Here is a 19,261-nt window from a genome sequence, read left to right as displayed (position 1 = left end):
AAACTTTATTAAATTATAACGTGATTACTGTATCCATATATGAGAGACTCTCTAAGTCTCATGAATGATCTTAAAGTTCCTAGTCTATTAAGGTAATCTTTAAGGAGAAAGGGAGGGATATTATTGGAGAAGGTTTTCCGGTTGCACTCTTAGCTCGAGAAGTATTAAAATTAGGAAAAATATTAAAAGTAGAGGAAGATTTATTAAATGACAAAAGGGGAAGTTTTATAGGATGTGAATATTCTAACAACCAGTATATTTCTACATAATAGGTGAGTATTCGTGAGAGTTGCTGTAATAAATTATGACTTTTGTAAGCCAGATAAATGTAACTTAGAGTGTATAAATTTCTGTCCTGTTGATAGGTCTGGAGGAAAAGCCATAGAACTGTCGGAAATTGTTAAGGGAAAACCAGTAATTTATGAAGAAACTTGTATAGGTTGTGGAATATGTGTAAAGAAATGTCCATATGAAGCTATATCAATTGTTAATCTTCCAGACGAGTTAGAAGGAGAGGTTATACATAGATACAAAGTAAATGGGTTCAAATTATTCGGCTTACCTACACCTAAAAATAATACGATATTAGGAGTATTAGGGAAGAATGGAGTAGGGAAAACCACAGTACTTAAAATACTAGCTGGTGAAATAATCCCAAATTTTGGAGATCCAAATTCCAAAGTAGGTAAAGACGAAGTGTTAAAAAGGTTTAGAGGAAAAGAAATTTATAATTATTTTAAAGAATTATATAGTAATGAACTAAAAATAGTACATAAGATTCAATACGTTGAGTACGCTTCAAAATTCCTTAAAGGTACGGTGAATGAAATTTTGACAAAGATAGATGAAAGAGGGAAAAAGGATGAAGTTAAAGAACTTCTAAACATGACTAATCTTTGGAATAAGGATGCTAATATACTTTCTGGAGGAGGACTTCAGCGATTATTAGTAGCTGCTTCACTATTGAGAGAAGCAGATGTATACATATTTGACGAACCTTCTTCTTATCTAGATGTTAGGGAAAGAATGAATATGGCTAAGGCAATTAGAGAATTGTTAAAGAATAAATATGTTATAGTTGTGGATCATGACTTAATAGTTTTGGATTATCTTACAGATTTAATACATATAATCTATGGAGAAAGTTCAGTATATGGAAGGGTTTCAAAATCTTATGCAGCTAGAGTAGGGATAAATAATTTTCTTAAAGGATATTTACCAGCTGAAAATATGAAAATAAGACCAGACGAAATAAAGTTTATGCTAAAAGAGGTTAGTGACCTAGACCTTTCCAAAGATCTAAAAACAAAAATGAAATGGACTAAGATAATCAAGAAGTTAGGTGATTTTCAGTTAGTAGTAGATAATGGAGAGGCTAAAGAGGGAGAAATAATCGGAATTTTAGGACCAAACGGAATTGGAAAGACAACTTTCGCAAGAATATTAGTTGGCGAAATTACAGCAGATGAAGGATCTGTAACCCCAGAAAAACAAATATTATCTTATAAACCACAACGAATCTTTCCTAACTATGATGGAACTGTTCAACAATACTTAGAAAATGCGAGTAAAGACGCTCTTTCTACCTCATCCTGGTTCTTCGAAGAGGTAACTAAAAGGCTTAACTTGCACAGACTGCTGGAATCTAATGTGAATGATCTAAGTGGAGGCGAATTACAGAAATTATATATAGCAGCTACTTTGGCAAAAGAAGCTGATCTTTACGTTTTGGATGAACCTTCCTCTTATCTCGATGTCGAAGAGAGATATATAGTCGCTAAAGCTATAAAGAGAGTTACGAGGGAGAGGAAAGCGGTAACTTTTATCATAGATCACGATCTTTCAATACATGATTATATAGCGGATAGAATTATCGTTTTCAAAGGAGAACCAGAAAAAGCTGGATTAGCAACATCTCCGGTAACGTTAAAGACGGGAATGAATGAGTTTTTGAGAGAATTGGAGGTAACGTTCAGGAGAGATGCAGAGACCGGAAGACCTAGAGTAAATAAGATTGGGAGTTACTTAGATAGAGTCCAGAAAGAAAGAGGAGATTATTACTCCATGGTTCTTTCTACCCAGTAAGATTTTTAGTTATGTATATCTAAATTAAATTATGAAAACTACACTTAGTGTAATCAAGGCCGATATAGGAAGCCTAGCTGGACATCATGTTGTTCACCCTGATACTATAGCTGCAGCTAACAAAATATTGGCCGAAGCTAAAAGGAATAACATAATTTCCGATTACTACATAACCTATGTTGGTGATGATTTACAATTAATAATGACACATAACAGAGGAGAACTGGATACTAGAGTTCATGAAACAGCTTGGAACGCATTTAAAGAAGCTGCAAAAATAGCTAAGGATCTAGGATTATATGCTGCAGGACAAGATTTACTTTCGGATTCTTTTTCTGGTAATCTTAGAGGTATGGGCCCTGGAATCGCTGAAATAGAATTTGAAGAAAGACCCGCTGAACCAGTAGTTATTTTCATGGCTGATAAAACTGAGCCTGGTGCATATAATCTTCCATTATATAAGATATTTGCAGATCCATTTAATACTGCCGGACTGGTAATAGATCCAACTATGCATGAAGGGTATAAATTTGAAGTTTTAGATGTATATGAAGGAGAGTCAATAATGCTGAACACACCAGAGGAGAGTTATGATTTGCTTGCGCTAATAGGAACACCTAGTAGATATATAGTGCGAAGAGTTTATAGGAAAGCCGATAATTTGCAAGCATCAGTTGTCTCCGTAGAAAGATTGAATCTAATAGCTGGAAAATACGTAGGTAAAGACGATCCAGTTATGGTAGTAAGGGCTCAACACGGTCTGCCTGCGCTAGGAGAAATTTTAGAAGCGTTTACAGTACCTTATTTAGTACCAGGGTGGATGAGAGGCAGTCACTATGGACCTCTTATGCCAGTATCTCAAAAGGATGCGAGGGCTACAAGATTCGATGGCCCACCTAGGCTAATAAGTTTAGGATTTAACATTAAAAATGGAAAACTGGTAGGTCCAACTGATTTATTCGATGATCCTGCATTTGATGAAGTTAGAAGAACGGCTGTAATAATTGCAGATTACATTAGGAAACATGGCCCGTTTATGCCCCATAGATTAGAGCCACAAGAAATGGAGTATACTACTCTACCATTAGTGATAGAGAAGTTAAAGAATAGATTTAAGAAAGAGACAGATATGTATAAAACTAAACCAAGCGTATATTCACACGAAAGTTCACATGAATAAGGTGATTTAAATGGGTAATATATATACTAAAGATATAAAAAGAATAGTAAAAGAAATATATGATCGTTATAAAGATGAGATAAAAGATGATTATAATACAAATAAACAAATAGTTATTAGATATGTTGACGTAAAGTCAAAGAAAGTGAGGAATAGAATAGCAGGATATCTTACAAGATATTATAAAATAATGAAAGAAAAAGAGACTTCTCCGGCTGAAGAGAAGGAGGAAATATCCGAAGAGATCTAGAATGCCAAAAGTGATCTTGAAAGGACCACTGATTTCTCAATTTAATTTCAGAGAGATATACGTGAATGATAGAGAACTTCTTAGAGTACTAGTGAAGATAGATAGCAAAAAGCATTTAATATTGAATGAGAGCAACCAGTTAAAATCTGGAATTCTAATATTAATAAATGGAAAAGATTGGAGATTGTATAGAAATCAACTTTTAAACGATAACGATATCATTGAAATAATACCAATAAATCACGGTGGTTAGAGATATTAAAGTTAAAAGTAAGTAAGTTACATAAGATGGATATTGCTAACATTAACAACTTAATTAAACACGATGATGAGTACGTTAGTCAAGTCCTACCTCTATTGCCTTCTGAAGGAGTACTAAGACAGGCTTGTTTTCTATATTTCAACTATGATACGTCCAGAAATAAGATAAGAAGCCCGATAATGTTTTTCTTACTTCTCTTATTACCTTTTGAACAAATAAAGGATGCATTAGACTATATTAGAGGCGAAATTAACAGCGTTAATGAACTGTATTTAATAGAATGTATAAAGAATACTAGTGCTCAAGAAAACTTCTTACCATATCAAATTATGGGAAATAAAGAAAGATTAATTTTAACTAAGAACGCTTTAGTTTTAATCGACTCGCTGTAGTTATTAACCATGAAATTCGTTTGAAGATGAATAAAAATCTTTGGATTCCTATACTACTCATAATTCTGGGAATTGGTTTTCTGTTTCATAATTTAATTAATATTAACTTAATGTTTTTCGTATTTCCAATTATAATGATAGTGGTTATCTCGTTTATTTTCAGAAATTCTCTTAAAGTAAAAATAAATAAATTCATTCTTAAAAATGGAATCTTCCAGATAATGTATGATAATACTTGCATTTGTGGAGTTGCTATGAAAATAACGGGTAAAATCGAACCGACTTCAAATAAGAACGATATAGAAAAAGAACTTAAAGACTTCATAAATGCAATAGCTAGAAAAGACTCAGAATTCAAGTTTATAATATTTACTATAGTAGAAAAAAATAAACTAGGTTCATCTATAATAATTTATAGAATACTCCAACATTCCACCGATATAGAGTTGGACAGTTTCATGGAAGAAGTTAACAATTTATTAGTGTTAGCAAAAGCTATAGCTCCACATCTAGAGTTTAAAATTATTCAACCATCAAAAAATGTTCTTCCAATTCCAATGGCTTTTGGGAACTACCCTTTTCTAACAGTGTCCGAGATAACTTACACCAATCCTATTAATTCTAATATTGTGTCAGAGGATTTTGATGTAGAGATAGGAGAAGCCACAAACGGAACAGTAACATCAAGGGTAGGAATAAGAGTAAAAGACATTACGAGACATATAGGAATCTTTGGAAGTACTGGATCTGGAAAGACGAATACTGCAATACTTTTAGCCTCCCAATTGAACGCTAAAGGTGTTAAGGTAATTATATTGGATTGGCATGGGGAATATGATCAACTCCTCAAAAACGGCTTTAGAATTTATGATGAGAAAACTATAGTAAAAATAAATCCATTACACTTAATAGATTTAGACGTGGAAGATACAGTTGACATTATTGGAGATGTTTTACAACTAACAGATCCACAACGATTTTTACTTTATACCATTTTATTAAAACTAAAAAGTTATAGAAAATTCTCAATTAATCAGTTATTAGAAGTTATTAATAGTATCGAAGATACGTCGTACTGGATGCGGGACGTGAAATATGCTTTGCTTAGAAAAATATTTATCTTATTTACTCCAACTGCATCTAAATTATTTTCTACTGTAGATGAAACTTCACTTAATGACTTTCCAGATTATTTAACGAGTTCTACAATCATAAACTTAGGATTTATTTCAAATCTTAAACTCAGAAAATTATACTCATTATTTCTAATAAAACTTATAGTGGAAAGTTATATAAGATATAAGATAAACCAACAGACCCTTATCATTCTAGATGAAGCACAAAATTACTTCAATAGGGAGGGAAATGAATTTATAGATAGATTAGCCTCCGAGATAAGAAAATATAATATAGGTTTATGCTTTATTACTCAGTCACCATCATTACTTTCGCAGAATGTACTGAAAAATACAAATATAAAAATTATTCATTCAATAAAATCTGATGTCGATAAGAAAGCTATTAGAGATACGTTGTCACTCGATGAAAGACTTACACAAAGTTTAGATAAACTAGACGTAGGAGAAGCAATAATAAGTGCACCAAATTTAAAAATACCTATAATAATTAAAATTAAAAAAATATCTTAGTCTTCAGAAGATTTTTCTTCTTTATCTTTTTCTTTCTTACCGCTGGGCTCGCTTCCACTCTTCTTCCCAGCTGCTACAATATCATCTATTCTTAGCACTAATGTCACCGCTTCTGTTGCAGCTTTAACTGCATTCATTTTAACTAATGCTGGTTCAATAACGCCCAATTTCCACATATCTTCTGGATTTCCAGTGAATAAATTAAGTCCGTACCATTTATTAGTCTCATTCTCATGAAGACTTCTTAATTGCATCAATTTGTCTATAGGGTCTAATCCTGCATTTTCAGCTAATATCATTATAAGACCCTCAATTGCGTTAGCATAGGCTTCAATAGCTAATTGCTCTTTACCACCAACTTGAGGAGCATACTTCCTCAATCTCTTAGCTATCTCTATCTCTACAGCTCCACCACCAGCTACAGCTCTACCATCTCTTATTACATCAGCTACAGTACCTAAAGCATCCCTCAGAGCTCTTTCCGTTTCATCAACTACTCTTTCCAATCCGCCTCTTATTAGTATGCTAACGGATTTTGGATTCTTTGCACCTTCTACGAAAACCATCTTATCCTCTCCTACTTTTCTCTCCTCTACTAATGCAGCGTAGCCTAGGTCTTGCGAAGTCAATTCGTCAATATTTGATATAACTCTTCCTCCAGTAGCTCTGGCTAATTTTTCTAAATCGCTCTTCTTAGCTCTTCTAACTGCTAGTATACCTTTCTTAGCTAGATAGTGTTGTGCAACTTCATCAATACCTTTCTGACATATTACAACGTTAGCACCAGTAGCTGCAATCTTATCTACCTTTTCTTTCAGTATATTTTCTTCTTCTTCTAAGAATTTGTGCATTTGTGTTGGATCGTTAATCCTTATCTCCGCATCTAATTCTGGTTTCTCAACTTCTAATGAAGCGTCTAAAAGTGCTATCTTAGCGTTTTCGATCCTCTTTGGCATACCAGGATGTACAACTTCCTTATCTACTACTATACCATATACTAATTGAGTATCATTAACACTACCACCATGTTTCTTAACTATTTGTACATTATCTAGATCAACGTACCACTTATCACCCCTTAATTCAGCTACTTGCGCTACTGCTTTAACTACAAGGTCAGCTAAATACTCTCGGGCACCTGCTACCGCTTTGCTGCCTAATGATGTGAGTGCCACTTTCCTAAGTACATCAGTGTCATTTATAGTGACTGGTTGTGCTATCTCTTGGATAGTCTTTAGCGCAATTTCTTCTGCCTTCTTATATCCACTAACAATTATTGTGGGATGAATCTCCTTATATAAGAGATCTTCTGCCTTTTTAGCTAATTCTCCAGCTAGAATTACAGCAGTTTTAGTACCATCAGCTGTTTCCTCGTCTTGTCCCTTAGCTATCTGAACTAAAAGTTTACCCGTTGGGTGTTGTAAATCCATTTTATCAAGAATAGTTGCTCCATCATTTGTTATTGTAATATCTCCTAAGCTATCAACAAGCATCTTATCCATTCCGCGTGGACCATATGTACTTTTCAGCGCCTCTTCAATTGCCTTCACTGCAGCAATATTAGCCCTTAAAGCCTCTTTTCCATATGTTCTACTTGATCCTTCTTTTAAAATAATTACAGGTATACCTTCGGGTGTAGTTGCAACTGTAGCTGTTGCCATTTTACGCACCTTCCACTCTGTCTTAAAAAAAGGTTATATAAAAATTTTACTCAAATCAAATACGATCGCTTTCTTCGTTAAGTTTATCGAAAAGTAATGTTAAGCGTTTTCTACCAATTCTTTTGAGTATTTTTTTAAGGGTTTCATTTTTTATGTCGAATTTTTCTAATAGATGTAAATATCCATTATTTAACGCGAATCTAAAATAGATTAGAAGACCCAGTTTACTTTTAGCTTTTAAACCACTTAAAATACCCTCATCATACAGTAGCTTGTATATTTTCTTATATTGACTATCGAGCAACATAGATCTTAAGATAATTTCATACTGATCTATTTTTTTAGTTTCTATTCGATTATTCTTTAAGAAATTTTTAACTCGCAGTTCTTTAACTTGTATATCATCCTTGTAAAACTTATTATTTATTGAGATTATCTCCGTACTCTCTGATTCATTTTGCCCATTATAGTAAATATTGTCGATAATTGTACCACAATTACTACACACTATTTCTCCGTTCTTATTATCCCAAATTATTTCATTCGAACCACATGCAGGGCATTGCATATGAAAACAATAACTTTTATGGGGAATATACTTATTTTTGATAATGTGACTATAATGTCTGAGAAAAGTGAAACTACTTTAGACAAGATATACACAGCCTTAAACTCATCTAAACAGTTACCTAGTGAGATAATTTATCTTGTAAATTGGGATAAAGTTGATGTCTTCGTTGACTTAAAACAGCGAGGAAGGGTTACGATTGATGGTATAGATGAGCACTCTCTTATAATAAAGGACAAGGAAAATGGAAGATATACTGCTATGGTTTTGATAGTAGACGAAAATGAAAAGGTAAGTTTTAAGAAAATATTAGATAAACTACATCAGTCAAAATCAATGAATTTAGAACTTTATCTTTCAATTGTAGATAAATATGGAGATGTAACGTATTATACTCTATCTGAGATAAAAATGTCAAAGTGACTGGATATGGTAAAGTTTGAAACAGTAAGAGGCATGAAAGATTATATTGGAATCGATGCAGAAAAAATTAGATACTTGGAATCTACCTTTAGAGACTTAGCAAAAAAATATGGATATTCTGAAATTATAACGCCAGTAGTAGAAGAATTTAAACTGTTTGAGTTGAAGGGTGGGGAGGAACTAAGACAAACGATGTATGTGTTTAAGGACAAGGCAGATAGAGAGATATCGTTACGACCTGAAATAACACCAAGTGTAGCAAGAGCATACATACAAAATTTACAGAGTTCGCCAAAGCCGATAAGGCTATTTTACTTTGGTACCGTTTATAGGTATGACGAACCCCAGTACGGCAGATATAGAGAGTTCAGACAAGCCGGAATAGAAATGATAGGTGATTCTTCCATCTTAGCTGATGTAGAAGTATTAGATTTATTGTACAATTTTTATGATAAGCTTAATCTTTCTAAGGATATAACAATTAAAATAAATAACATTGGTATATTTAGAAAAATAATGGATAAATATAATATCGAAGATAATCTACAAGAGCATGTTCTGCATTTAATAGATAAGAATAAGGTTGACGAAGCTTTAGTTATTCTTGAAAAAAATATAAAGAATAAGGATATAATGGACTTTTTAAATATGATCCTTACTAAAAAAGAGGCAAAACTAGAAGATATAGAATCCTTAGCTGAATTAGAGGAAGTTTCAAAATTAGATATTAAAAACGAATTTGAATATCTACTTCGATTATCTAGAATTTTAAGCAGCTTAAATGTAAAATTTAAGGTTGACCTAGGTTTTGTAAGAGGATTAGCTTATTATACTGGACTAATATTTGAGGTTCTTCATCCCTCTGTTCAGTTTAGCATTGCTGGAGGAGGAAGATATGATAAACTTATAGAGCTCTATGGTGGCTTACCCTCACCAGCAATAGGATTCGCTATAGGAGTTGAGAGAACTTTATTAGTAATTAAAGATCTGAAAGTTGAAGAACCAATAAATGTGATAGTAGTAGGCATCTCAGAGGAGGCAATACCAGCTATGTTTACGGTATCCAGAATGTTAAGAAAGGAAGAATATAAGGTAGTAATAAATACTAAAGATCAGCCTCTCTCTAAACTATTACCTTATTATGCTTCCCAAGGATTTAAACTCGCAATAATAATAGGTAAACAAGAACTTGAGAAAAATATGATAACAGTTAGAAATTTAATTACACGAAAACAGATTTCTATCCCACTAGAGAACGTTCTAGATGCAATAAAACAAACGTTATAAATGGCATTTATAAGTATATTATGGGTAAACTAGCATGGAAGAATTACCTGCAACTGCTGTTGGTTTGAAGGTAAATGATGGAATCGTATTAGCTTCTGAGAGACGATTAAGCTATGGTGGTTACGTACTAAGTAAACAAGCAAAAAAAGTATATAAAATAAATAAATTCCTCATGGCAGGGGCTGGAATATATGGCGATTTGCAGACTTTGACACGAATAATGAATGTAGAAATAAAGTACTATGAGGTTTCAACTGGTAAACCAATCTCTGTTCATGCTGCAGCTAAATTACTTTCGGTAATACTATACCAGTATAAAGTGATGCCTTTCATTTCAGAAATTCTATTTGGAGGAGTCGATGAAAAGGGTCCACAACTTTATGTGTTAGACCCTATAGGCTCGTTAATTGAAGATAATTACGCTGCTGTAGGATCAGGAGCCAGGATAGCAATAGGAGTTCTTGAATCTGAATATGATCCCAATATGAGTTTAGATGTAGCAACACAATTAATAACAAAGGCGATAAAAGCATCAATAGAACGTGATATCACATCTGGAGATGGGATAGATTTAGCTATAATAGATAAGAAAGGGAACTACGAAAATAAATTCATCCCATACTAATTGTTTTTCTTCACGCAAAAGTAAACATGATCCATGATATTTAGCTGAGATGTTCTAAGGAAGCTTTCTTTATTACTTATTATCTTTACTAGAAGACCATATAATGAAATTATCGTTGTATATTTATTTCCATTGTTTAAAGAAGAATCTTTAAGTTCAGTAACGATATAGCCGTGTCCACAGAAGTCATCATGAGAATATGAAGGTCTATTTTTAGAAATTATAACCTTTACCTTTTCTTTTTGACTAAATATGTTTATGCTATCAATTATATCAAAACTTACATTAAAGCCATTGCAAGACATGTTTACCATTGATAAATTCTTTAGACTACCTCTTTCTATACTATTTATTTCACAACTTAGAATTATTTCTTGTGCCACTGATTCCATCATATTACTATTTAAGTTTTAATTTATTAACGTTATTGGGGACTATAATATGAGTAGTGGAAGAAGAATCTCGAGCGAATTAAATAACCTAATAGATAAGACTGTTATTGTAAAAACTACTAATGGTAAAACATATACTGGTCAACTTTATGCATATGAACTTTCACCATTTATCATAAGTTTAACAAATGTTAAGGATGATAGCAATAACACTTTCTATAAGTTAATGATAAATGGAAATTCAATTTCTGAGATAATAATTAAGAATCCTCCTCTATTTGAGCCAAGAGAATTTGCGGAATTAGTTGAAAAATCCCTAAATTTAAGACCAGCTGATATAAAAGTTTACGATGAAACAAGTGTAGTAACAATTCTAGAAAAAATTAAAGTATCACAGAATGGAGTAGAAGGAAGCGGACCTATGGCACAAAGAATTTACGACTTATATAATGATTATATAAATAAAAAGAAAAAGGAATTAGGTCTATGACTGTATTTGAAGTAAAATATGAGGACTTAGCAGGGAGAATAGGAACCTTAAGAACAAGAAGTGGTACCTTAGAAACTCCAGCATTCTTTCCAGTAATTAACGTATTAAAAAAAGATGAAATATCGATAGATGAGATAAGAAATATAGGATTTAAAAACTTTATCACAAATTCTTACATATTATACAAAAATAACTATATAAAGGATGATATCCATAAGGAGTTACGCTCTGAAGAAATGATCATAATGACAGATTCAGGGGCATATCAAATTCTAGAGTATGGAGAAATAGGAATAACCAATCTCCAGATCGTGAATTATCAGCTTAAAATAAAACCAGATATCGGAGTAATATTAGATTTACCTACCGGGAATATAAATGATTATGATAACGCTAAAAAGACAGTATATGAGACATTAAAAAGAGCGGAAGAAGCTTCAGAAATCATAGTAAAAAATCAAGATAACAATATCATTTGGGTATATCCAATACAGGGAGGAAGATATCTTGATCTAGTTAAGACTTCTGCTGAAGGTCTATCTAAATTTGAACATATATACAATATGGCCGCTCTTGGTAGCCCAACAGTTCTCTTAGAGAAGTACATGTATGATACTGTAATTGACATGATTTATACTGCTAAATCTAACATAAAAAGAGGAATCCCGTTTCATCTATTTGGAGGAGGGTTACCTCATATCATTCCATTTGCAGTAGCGTTAGGAGTTGACAGTTTTGACTCTGCTTCATATATAATATATGCCAGAGACAATAGATATATTACTAGGACACGCGTATACAAATTAGAGGATTTAGAATATTTTCCATGTTCTTGTCCAATATGCTCTAAATACACACCTAAGGATTTACTTGAAATGAATGAGAAAGAAAGAACAAAAGCATTGGCTATTCATAACCTTTATACTATTTTAGAAGAATTTAAAGCAACTAAACAGGCGATTAAGGAAGGAAGATTATTTGAATATCTCCAAGAAAAAGCTTACTCTCATCCAGCAGTATATTCTGCATTCAAACGATTGATGAAATATAAGGATTATCTAGAGAAATTTGACCCTAGAATAAGGGGAGATCCAAAAGGTTTGTTTTTATTTGACGGTAACTCTTTACATAGGCCAGAAATTATACGTCACTCGAGATTTCTAGAAAGATACATACAAAAGAAAGATAAAATATCCATATATTGCTATGATAAAGCAATAAGTGATACTGCTTATGATTTCAAGGAAAAAATAAGGGAAAAAATAGCTGATCGTAATGAGAGCGACGTATTTATAGCAGTACCGTTTTTTGGTTTAATACCGTTAGAGATCTCAGATTCTTATCCTCTATCTCAATTCGAGATACCAAATGAAATAGATGAAGATGTAATAGACGATATGAAAACTAAAATCATTTCGTTCTTAAGACGTAATAATTACCAAAAAGTAGAGTTAATTAACTGTGAAAAACTAGGCTTACATATAGACTCTATCAGCACTTCCTCTTGATAACTCTTTCTGCAATAATTCCATCTGCCGTTGTAAATCTTCCTCTATTCTTTTTGCCTCTTCATATAATTCATCTACGCTAACGTTTAAGCTAAGCATTTTATTTAAAACTTCTATTGCAGTTGCAGCTGCTACTGGATCTGTCCTTTCACGATCTGCATATGGTAACAAAACTAATGCTGGCAAATCTTCAATTTCAGAATGTAAAGTGAATAAAGCTAATGGACCCACCATTAGTAATTGCTTGTCTAACTGAGGGTAATCTAAATTCAGCTTACACTTTGATGTTTTTAACCATTTTAAACTCTCATTTCCGACCTTATACCTTTTATCTAGTGCTCCTACAAGAAGTATATTGTTTATTGATAATTTTTTAACCCATTTTATAACCTCTGAAGCGAAATCATTCCATTCACGTTGAAATGGCAAAATATGATTAAGTAATAGTACTAAATGTTTGTCCTTATCATAGAATATATCGAAAGGCGTTGCAATGCCATAATCATCTAAAAACGTGACATCTCTATAATACTTAGTAACAACATACCCTATTCTTTCCATTTTTCTTTTCAAGGCTAAATGCCTTATTGCTAAATATCCTACCTCCCCTATAGTTCTAAATCCAGTTATAAATGTAGAACCTTTTAATTCACTTAAATCTTTCTTTATTACTATCTTAACGTTACTCATCTAATACACCTCTTTTCACGTGAACTGCCATACCTCTTCTATACTCCATCATTTCTTCTCCGGATAATTTAGCTTTACCTATTGCTATTAACTCGTCATTTTCATTCACAACTATTACATCATCTCCAGCCCTTATTCGCTTATCAACCGCTATTACATGTTTAGAGAAGACATTCCTTCCATTTTTTATGAATTCTTCGAAACTATTAGGTATTATAACCCTATATTCTGGAAACTTTGAACACTCCTTAATTACACTCCCGCTTAACAACGTAAGAGAAAATAAAACATCTTGAGCCCTTAATACTAAATATAATTCTCCCCTACTAGTTAGCACATTTCTAATTTTCCTTGTATTTAAGGATCTTTGAATTAAAAAGTGTTGATCCTCGGGGAATAAACATCTAGAAACATTATAATCGAATTGATATTCAGCAATAGAACGTAAAGTTAAGATCTCATTATACTTCGCTTCTGATGGTTTACTTAAAAACTCTTTATATTTAGCTATACTTCTCTCGCCTCTCTTTCATGCTTTCCATTTTATTCCTTTTAACATTAATCTTGTTTATAGCCTCAACTAAATCGTTCATCGTTACCTTATTCCTACCGTCCCTAATTGCCATATATGCAGCTTCAACACAAACGTTTTTAATATCTGCACCACTAAACCCTTCTGTAAGCTGAGATAATAGCTCAAGGTTTATATTGTCTTCGATTTTCATTTTCTTTAAATATATATTAAATATCTCAGTTCTCCCTTTAAAATCAGGTAAAGGAACCTCTATTATCCTATCAAATCTACCAGGCCTCAATAACGCAGGATCTAATATATCTATCCTATTGGTAGCTGCTATGATCTTAACATTATCCAATGGATCAAACCCATCAAGTTCGGCCAAGAGCTGCATTAGCGTCCTTTGTATCTCTCTTTCTCCACTAGTTCCTATATCTATCCTCTTAGCACCTATAGCATCAATTTCATCAATGAAGATTATTGATGGCGCCTTTCTTTTAGCCATCTCAAATAGCTCTCTAACTATCCTAGCGCCTTCCCCCACAAATTTTTGTGCAAACTCTGAAGCAACAACATGAATAAACACAGCATTACTCTCAGTGGCTACTGCCTTTGCCAACATAGTCTTCCCTGTACCGGGCGGACCATATAGTAAAACTCCCTTTGGTGGCTCTACTCCTATCTCCCTAAATATCTCAGGATTCTTTAAAGGTAATTCCACGACCTCCCTTAACTCCCTTATTTGCTCTTCTAATCCACCGATCTCAGAATAAGTTACGTTAGGTCTTTCAATAATTTCCATTGTCTTTACAATTGGATCTTCCTTCTGTGGTAAAACCTCCAGTATAGTAGATCCTCTTTGATTTAAGGCAACAGATATTCCAGGCTTTATTAATTTTTGATCAATATGACTAGCTATATTTACTACCAAATTTGGCCCTGACGAACTTCTAACTAGAACTCTACCGTCTGGTAAAACGTCCAATACAACTGCCTCTATTAGCGGAGGACTTAACATTTTTTCCATTTCTGCTTTATAATAATTTAGTTCTTTTCTTAGATTTTCAATTTCAATTTGCAATGACTTGATTTTTTCTTCTAATAATCTAACTAATTGAACTTCATCCGGAGAAGAAGCATCCCTTATTGTGTCGAAATCCCCTGACAATTTAACCCGTATATATACTTGTTTAGCATAGACTAAAAACGTTTAATACAAGTATTTACAATAGGTATTTATATGCAAGCTAATAGTGAAGAATACTGTGAATTATGTGGATCTCAAATTCGTGGTAAAGGTATAACTGTGTCGTATGAAGGCTCAATTATTACTGTATGTAATTCGTGTTACGATAGAATAAGAAAACATGCAGTGATAGTAAAGGCAGATAGTAAGAAAAGCGAAACACGTAAGAAAGCCACTCTTAAACCACCCAAAATGGAAAATGCTGAATTAGAAATTGTAACAGATTATTACAAGATTATTAAAACTGCTAGAGAACAATTGGGTATCTCACAGCAGCAGCTAGCACAAAAATTAAAAGTATCAGAAAACATTGTTAAAAGATTTGAAAGTGGTAAATTGAAACCTACAATCTCTCAAGCTAGGCAATTAGAGAAAATCCTTGGCATTAAACTAGTTACCCCATTAGAAAATAACGAAGAAAGCGAGAAAGAATTTGATGACACTGGATTAACTTTAGGGGACGTGGTAAATATTAAAGAGGGAAAGAAGTGAAAACAGCTGCTCTTTTTGTATCTAAAGAGTTTGAGGAAGAGGCAATAGCGTTAGTTGAGGGGGCTAACTATAAGGTAACGAGTATTTATAAATTACCAAAATCGCCTAATGTGAAATTTTATATACAATATGATAAGCTACAACAAATCAAGAACGATGAGGAAATTTCCACGTTAATTATATTCGAACAACTTAAGCCTAGGCACTTTATAAATATAAGAAGAGAACTGAAAGGAAAAGAGGTCTTAGACAAAATACTGCTTCTCTTAGAAATATTTGCACTACATGCAGGGTCAAAAGAGGCAAAAATGCAAATAGAACTGGCCAGGCTTAAGTATGAACTACCGATAATAAAAGAAACATATACTAAATCAAAAATAGGCGAGCAACAAGGTCCCTTAGGAGCAGGAACATATGGAGTAGAATCTACAATAAAATTTTACAAAAGGAGAATCAATAAACTAATGAAGGAACTAGAAAGTATAAAGATTTTTAAAGAAAAATCCATAGAATCTAATAAGAGAAATAATATTCCTTCTATCGGAATCGTAGGATATACTAACTCTGGAAAGACATCACTATTTAACTCACTAACTGGATTAACACAGAAAGTGGATACAAAATTATTTACTACAATGTCTCCTAAAAGATATGCGATCCCCATAAATAATAGAAAGATTATGCTAGTCGATACTGTAGGGTTTATTAGAGGAATTCCGCCACAAATAGTAGACGCTTTCTTTGTCACTCTATCAGAAGCAAAATACTCAGATGCGTTAATTCTTGTAATAGATTCTACATTCTCAGAAAATCTCTTAATCGAGACTTTGCAATCCTCTTTCGAAATTTTAAGAGAAATAGGGGTTTCTGGTAAGCCTATACTAGTAACCCTTAATAAAATTGACAAAATCAATGGAGATTTATATAAAAAGCTTGATCTAGTAGAGAAACTGTCCAAAGAATTATACTCCCCAATATTCGACGTTATACCTATATCAGCTTTAAAGAGAACAAATCTTGAATTATTAAGGGATAAGATATACCAGCTAGCAACTCAGTTGAGTTAAAAGATATATACGTTTTAAGATTAGGACATAGACCAGCTAGAGATAAAAGAGTGACTACACACGTAATCTTAGTAGCAAGAGCTTTTGGAGCTAAGGGTGTTTATATAGAAGGCAAAGATGAAAAAATGGTGAAATCCATCTTAAAAGTTATAGATAGTTGGGGTGGTTCATCATATTTTTTAGTAAAGGAAATTGAAAATGGAAAGAGTATAGTAAATGAATGGAAAGAAAAAGGAGGTACAATAATACATTTGACTATGTATGGTATTAATATTAACGATTTCCAAGATAGATTTGAAAAAATAAAATATCCACTACTAATAATTGTAGGAGCAGAAAAAGTTGAAGGTTGGTATTACCACAATGCAGATTATAACATAGCAATAGGGAATCAACCACATTCTGAAGTGGCTGCACTGGCAATCTTTTTAGACAGAATTTATAAAGGACGAGAGCTATATATGGAATTTGAAGATGCAAAAATAAAGATATTACCTCAGAAAGCCGGTAAGAAGGTGATAAGAAGTGGTTAACGCAGAGGATCTGTTTATCAATCTAGCCAAAAGTTTGTTAGGGGATGATGTAATTGATGTTCTAAGAATATTATTAGATAAAGGAACCGAAATGACTGATGAAGAAATAGCGAATCAGTTGAATATAAAAGTTAATGATGTAAGGAAGAAATTAAATTTACTAGAGGAGCAAGGTTTTGTAAGTTATAGGAAAACAAGAGATAAAGATAGTGGTTGGTTCATTTACTACTGGAAACCTAACATAGACCAGATTAATGAAATACTGTTAAATAGGAAAAGATTAATATTAGATAAATTAAAGACAAGATTGGAATATGAGAAAAATAATACGTTCTTTATATGCCCTCAAGATAATAGTAGATATTCATTTGAAGAAGCGTTTGAAAATGAATTTAAATGCTTGAAATGTGGATCGCAACTAACCTATTATGATACGGATAAAATTAAGTCCTTCTTAGAGCAAAAAATAAGACAAATAGAGGAGGAAATAGACAAGGAGACAAAACTTGGAGCTAATAAAAATCATTGATCTATTTTCTGGAGCTGGAGGATTTTCATTAGGTTTTAAAAAACTAGGAATAGAACCTAAATTAGCAATAGACATAAATCATGCAGCAACTAGAACATATTCATTAAATTTTCCAAATACAATAGTAATAGAAGATGATATAAGAGAAATAAGTGGAGGAGAAATCTTAAAAAACGTGGGGAATGATATAGACGTAGTAATTGGAGGCCCTCCATGTGAGGGATATACTGCAGCTAACCCCTTACGTATGCAAGATCCTTTAGACAGACTATATTTAGATCAAAGAGGGAATTTAACACTGGAATTCATAAGGATTGTGGACGAAGTGAAACCGAAAATTTTTGTTATGGAAAATGTTCCAGCAATTATAGAAACTCAATCATTAAGAGATGCTCTGATCAATGAATTTAAGAAAGCTGGATATGGCAATATATTCTTCAATATACTACATGCTGAAGATTATGGTAATCCATCTAAACGAAGTAGAGTGTTCATCTCAAACGTTAGAATATCACCTATTAAAAATCAAAAAAGAATCACAGTTTACGACGCGATTCATGATTTAGATAACAAGCTGGATGTTCCTAATAACGAAGTAAGTGAGCCTAATGAGAAAAAACTTCTGAAAATTTCTAAAATTGGATATGGTAAGTATTTAACAATGTATAGGGCGAGTAAAGGAAGAAGTATACCATTATATATCAGACTTTCTCCATTTGATCTAGCACCTACGATTTTGGGCAATTCCAGATTTATACACCCATTCCATGATAGATTCTTAACTGTAAGAGAACAAGCTAGACTAATGAGTTATCCTGACGATCATGTATTTTTAGGAAGTAAAGATGAGCAATATAATCAAGTAGGTGAATCTGTTCCAGTAGCCTTATCTACTGCTATAGCTAAAGAGATTTTGGGTATCTTAAATGAAAGAACTATATTTCGGCCTACATAATCTCACTAGTAATCAAAGACTCTTAGACTTTTCCAAATTAGCCTTTAATGTAAAATACGTAAAGTATCTCGTTCTTACAAAGGTAGGCGGAACAGCAGCCCAATCTGGAGTCCCTGAAGTAAACAAACTAGCATTTAAATACAATAAGCCTATTTTGGTTCTACCAGAACTAAAGGATGCTATAGAGTTATTAAAACCAGAAATTACACTCCTAGTCTCACAGAATGCTGAAAAACAAATTGACTTTAATGATATGATAAAACATGATAAGATCTTGATAGTATTTTCTGGGCTAGAAGGAGGTGGTTTTAACAAAATTGAGCAATCTCTAGGCGAATATGTAAGAATATTAGAAGATACTCAAGATCTTGGAGCCGTGAGTCTAGCATCCTTCTTTTTATGTAAGTATTTACAACTAGTAGAAGGTAAAGTTTAAAAGAGAAAACAATAACCTAGTATT

23 protein-coding genes are annotated in these 19,261 nt (G+C 32.7%); 17 read left to right on the top strand and 6 right to left on the bottom strand.

Translation table 11 applies throughout. From position 1 onward, the window contains the following. The first annotated feature begins 282 nt into the window (after positions 1-282). From SSOP1_RS01435 to cedD, 6 genes are read left to right on the top strand one after another with little or no spacing between them, the layout of a single operon-like run. Positions 283-2,085, top strand: a complete 1,803-nt coding sequence (locus SSOP1_RS01435; protein ID WP_009990572.1) for a ribosome biogenesis/translation initiation ATPase RLI — start codon at positions 283-285, stop codon at positions 2,083-2,085. Positions 2,086-2,116: 31 nt separating this feature from the next. Further along, on the top strand, positions 2,117-3,265 hold the full coding sequence (gene fbp / locus SSOP1_RS01430) for a fructose-1,6-bisphosphate aldolase/phosphatase (RefSeq protein ID WP_009990571.1): 1,149 nt from the start codon (positions 2,117-2,119) through the stop codon (positions 3,263-3,265). Positions 3,266-3,275: 10 nt separating this feature from the next. Continuing rightward, positions 3,276-3,515 carry a 30S ribosomal protein S17e gene (locus tag SSOP1_RS01425; protein WP_009990569.1) on the top strand — a complete coding sequence of 80 codons (240 nt, stop codon included), beginning with the start codon at positions 3,276-3,278 and terminating at the stop codon, positions 3,513-3,515. Between the two features lies 1 nt (position 3,516). Next, the gene (gene urm1 / locus SSOP1_RS01420) at positions 3,517-3,768 is read left to right on the top strand and encodes a Urm1-like protein (RefSeq protein ID WP_009990567.1); all 252 of its coding nucleotides are present in this window, start codon (positions 3,517-3,519) and stop codon (positions 3,766-3,768) included. Between the two features lie 35 nt (positions 3,769-3,803). Beyond that, the gene (locus tag SSOP1_RS01415) at positions 3,804-4,169 is read left to right on the top strand and encodes a hypothetical protein (RefSeq protein WP_009990566.1); all 366 of its coding nucleotides are present in this window, start codon (positions 3,804-3,806) and stop codon (positions 4,167-4,169) included. Positions 4,170-4,195: 26 nt separating this feature from the next. Then, positions 4,196-5,818, top strand: coding sequence for a DNA-translocating ATPase CedD (cedD, locus tag SSOP1_RS01410; protein WP_009990565.1), 1,623 nt, complete (start codon positions 4,196-4,198; stop codon positions 5,816-5,818). Here the strand turns inward: cedD and thsB are convergent. Further along, positions 5,815-7,479, bottom strand: coding sequence for a thermosome subunit beta (gene thsB / locus SSOP1_RS01405; RefSeq protein WP_009990564.1), 1,665 nt, complete (start codon positions 7,477-7,479; stop codon positions 5,815-5,817). The genes cedD and thsB overlap by 4 nt on opposite strands. Before the next feature lie 55 nt (positions 7,480-7,534). Next, positions 7,535-8,047 (bottom strand): TFIIB-type zinc ribbon-containing protein, encoded by a 513-nt coding sequence (locus tag SSOP1_RS01400; RefSeq protein ID WP_009990562.1) that lies wholly within the window; start codon positions 8,045-8,047, stop codon positions 7,535-7,537. On the opposite strand from SSOP1_RS01400, the gene SSOP1_RS01395 reads away from it, so the two are divergent. The 3 genes from SSOP1_RS01395 to psmB are packed head-to-tail and all read left to right on the top strand — an operon-like array spanning position 8,048 to position 10,382. Beyond that, the gene (locus SSOP1_RS01395) at positions 8,048-8,470 is read left to right on the top strand and encodes a tRNA-splicing endonuclease (RefSeq protein WP_009990561.1); all 423 of its coding nucleotides are present in this window, start codon (positions 8,048-8,050) and stop codon (positions 8,468-8,470) included. A 6-nt stretch (positions 8,471-8,476) separates the two neighbouring features. Further along, complete coding sequence (gene hisS / locus SSOP1_RS01390; protein WP_009990560.1) at positions 8,477-9,757, top strand: histidine--tRNA ligase; 1,281 nt, start codon at positions 8,477-8,479, stop codon at positions 9,755-9,757. A gap of 34 nt (positions 9,758-9,791) precedes the next feature. Continuing rightward, complete coding sequence (gene psmB / locus SSOP1_RS01385; RefSeq protein WP_009990557.1) at positions 9,792-10,382, top strand: archaeal proteasome endopeptidase complex subunit beta; 591 nt, start codon at positions 9,792-9,794, stop codon at positions 10,380-10,382. Here psmB and SSOP1_RS01380 read toward each other — a convergent pair. Continuing rightward, positions 10,379-10,777 (bottom strand): DNA-directed RNA polymerase subunit G, encoded by a 399-nt coding sequence (locus SSOP1_RS01380; RefSeq protein WP_009990556.1) that lies wholly within the window; start codon positions 10,775-10,777, stop codon positions 10,379-10,381. The genes psmB and SSOP1_RS01380 overlap by 4 nt on opposite strands. A 46-nt stretch (positions 10,778-10,823) precedes the next feature. Between SSOP1_RS01380 and SSOP1_RS01375 the strand changes: the two genes are divergently transcribed. Both SSOP1_RS01375 and tgtA read left to right on the top strand, forming a co-directional pair. Further along, positions 10,824-11,264 carry an Lsm family RNA-binding protein gene (locus tag SSOP1_RS01375; protein WP_009990555.1) on the top strand — a complete coding sequence of 147 codons (441 nt, stop codon included), beginning with the start codon at positions 10,824-10,826 and terminating at the stop codon, positions 11,262-11,264. Then, positions 11,261-12,772: a tRNA guanosine(15) transglycosylase TgtA gene (gene tgtA / locus SSOP1_RS01370; protein WP_009990551.1), complete on the top strand. Its 1,512-nt coding sequence runs from the start codon at positions 11,261-11,263 to the stop codon at positions 12,770-12,772. The genes SSOP1_RS01375 and tgtA overlap by 4 nt, the downstream gene beginning before the upstream one ends. Here tgtA and SSOP1_RS01365 read toward each other — a convergent pair. From SSOP1_RS01365 to SSOP1_RS01355, 3 genes are all read right to left on the bottom strand, one after another. Continuing rightward, complete coding sequence (locus SSOP1_RS01365; protein WP_009990550.1) at positions 12,740-13,462, bottom strand: proteasome assembly chaperone family protein; 723 nt, start codon at positions 13,460-13,462, stop codon at positions 12,740-12,742. The genes tgtA and SSOP1_RS01365 overlap by 33 nt on opposite strands. Further along, positions 13,455-13,901, bottom strand: coding sequence for a PUA domain-containing protein (locus SSOP1_RS01360; protein ID WP_081225702.1), 447 nt, complete (start codon positions 13,899-13,901; stop codon positions 13,455-13,457). Before SSOP1_RS01360 ends, SSOP1_RS01365 begins: the two co-directional genes overlap by 8 nt. A gap of 64 nt (positions 13,902-13,965) precedes the next feature. Next, positions 13,966-15,147 (bottom strand): proteasome-activating nucleotidase, encoded by a 1,182-nt coding sequence (locus tag SSOP1_RS01355; protein WP_009990546.1) that lies wholly within the window; start codon positions 15,145-15,147, stop codon positions 13,966-13,968. 72 nt (positions 15,148-15,219) lie between these two features. Between SSOP1_RS01355 and SSOP1_RS01350 the strand changes: the two genes are divergently transcribed. The 6 genes from SSOP1_RS01350 to SSOP1_RS01325 are packed head-to-tail and all read left to right on the top strand — an operon-like array spanning position 15,220 to position 19,237. Continuing rightward, the gene (locus SSOP1_RS01350; protein ID WP_009990544.1) at positions 15,220-15,717 is read left to right on the top strand and encodes a multiprotein bridging factor aMBF1; all 498 of its coding nucleotides are present in this window, start codon (positions 15,220-15,222) and stop codon (positions 15,715-15,717) included. Next, positions 15,714-16,784 (top strand): GTPase HflX, encoded by a 1,071-nt coding sequence (gene hflX / locus SSOP1_RS01345; protein ID WP_009990543.1) that lies wholly within the window; start codon positions 15,714-15,716, stop codon positions 16,782-16,784. Before SSOP1_RS01350 ends, hflX begins: the two co-directional genes overlap by 4 nt. Positions 16,785-16,834: 50 nt before the next feature. Next, the gene (locus SSOP1_RS01340) at positions 16,835-17,317 is read left to right on the top strand and encodes a tRNA methyltransferase (protein ID WP_009990542.1); all 483 of its coding nucleotides are present in this window, start codon (positions 16,835-16,837) and stop codon (positions 17,315-17,317) included. Further along, positions 17,310-17,846 carry a transcription factor E gene (gene tfe / locus SSOP1_RS01335; RefSeq protein WP_009990539.1) on the top strand — a complete coding sequence of 179 codons (537 nt, stop codon included), beginning with the start codon at positions 17,310-17,312 and terminating at the stop codon, positions 17,844-17,846. Before SSOP1_RS01340 ends, tfe begins: the two co-directional genes overlap by 8 nt. Continuing rightward, positions 17,824-18,801 (top strand): DNA cytosine methyltransferase, encoded by a 978-nt coding sequence (locus tag SSOP1_RS01330; RefSeq protein WP_009990537.1) that lies wholly within the window; start codon positions 17,824-17,826, stop codon positions 18,799-18,801. Before tfe ends, SSOP1_RS01330 begins: the two co-directional genes overlap by 23 nt. Continuing rightward, positions 18,773-19,237, top strand: a complete 465-nt coding sequence (locus SSOP1_RS01325; protein ID WP_009990536.1) for a RecB-family nuclease — start codon at positions 18,773-18,775, stop codon at positions 19,235-19,237. Before SSOP1_RS01330 ends, SSOP1_RS01325 begins: the two co-directional genes overlap by 29 nt. Positions 19,238-19,261: the final 24 nt, after the last annotated feature.

Source organism: Saccharolobus solfataricus (assembly GCF_900079115.1).
Classification (GTDB): Archaea; Thermoproteota; Thermoprotei_A; order Sulfolobales; family Sulfolobaceae; genus Saccharolobus; species Saccharolobus solfataricus.
This window is presented reverse-complemented; position numbering and strand designations above follow the sequence as displayed.

Coding starts and splice junctions, on each gene's coding strand:
- SSOP1_RS01425 (WP_009990569.1), top strand. CDS start 3,276: ATGGGTAATATATATACTAAAGATATAAAAAGAATAGTAAAAGAAATA.
- cedD (WP_009990565.1), top strand. CDS start 4,196: ATGAATAAAAATCTTTGGATTCCTATACTACTCATAATTCTGGGAATT.
- SSOP1_RS01395 (WP_009990561.1), top strand. CDS start 8,048: ATGAAAACAATAACTTTTATGGGGAATATACTTATTTTTGATAATGTG.
- hisS (WP_009990560.1), top strand. CDS start 8,477: ATGGTAAAGTTTGAAACAGTAAGAGGCATGAAAGATTATATTGGAATC.
- psmB (WP_009990557.1), top strand. CDS start 9,792: ATGGAAGAATTACCTGCAACTGCTGTTGGTTTGAAGGTAAATGATGGA.
- SSOP1_RS01365 (WP_009990550.1), bottom strand. CDS start 13,462: ATGAGTAACGTTAAGATAGTAATAAAGAAAGATTTAAGTGAATTAAAA.
- tgtA (WP_009990551.1), top strand. CDS start 11,261: ATGACTGTATTTGAAGTAAAATATGAGGACTTAGCAGGGAGAATAGGA.
- SSOP1_RS01375 (WP_009990555.1), top strand. CDS start 10,824: ATGAGTAGTGGAAGAAGAATCTCGAGCGAATTAAATAACCTAATAGAT.
- thsB (WP_009990564.1), bottom strand. CDS start 7,479: ATGGCAACAGCTACAGTTGCAACTACACCCGAAGGTATACCTGTAATT.
- SSOP1_RS01400 (WP_009990562.1), bottom strand. CDS start 8,047: ATGCAATGCCCTGCATGTGGTTCGAATGAAATAATTTGGGATAATAAG.
- SSOP1_RS01325 (WP_009990536.1), top strand. CDS start 18,773: ATGAAAGAACTATATTTCGGCCTACATAATCTCACTAGTAATCAAAGA.
- SSOP1_RS01350 (WP_009990544.1), top strand. CDS start 15,220: ATGCAAGCTAATAGTGAAGAATACTGTGAATTATGTGGATCTCAAATT.
- urm1 (WP_009990567.1), top strand. CDS start 3,517: ATGCCAAAAGTGATCTTGAAAGGACCACTGATTTCTCAATTTAATTTC.
- SSOP1_RS01415 (WP_009990566.1), top strand. CDS start 3,804: ATGGATATTGCTAACATTAACAACTTAATTAAACACGATGATGAGTAC.
- fbp (WP_009990571.1), top strand. CDS start 2,117: ATGAAAACTACACTTAGTGTAATCAAGGCCGATATAGGAAGCCTAGCT.
- SSOP1_RS01380 (WP_009990556.1), bottom strand. CDS start 10,777: ATGATGGAATCAGTGGCACAAGAAATAATTCTAAGTTGTGAAATAAAT.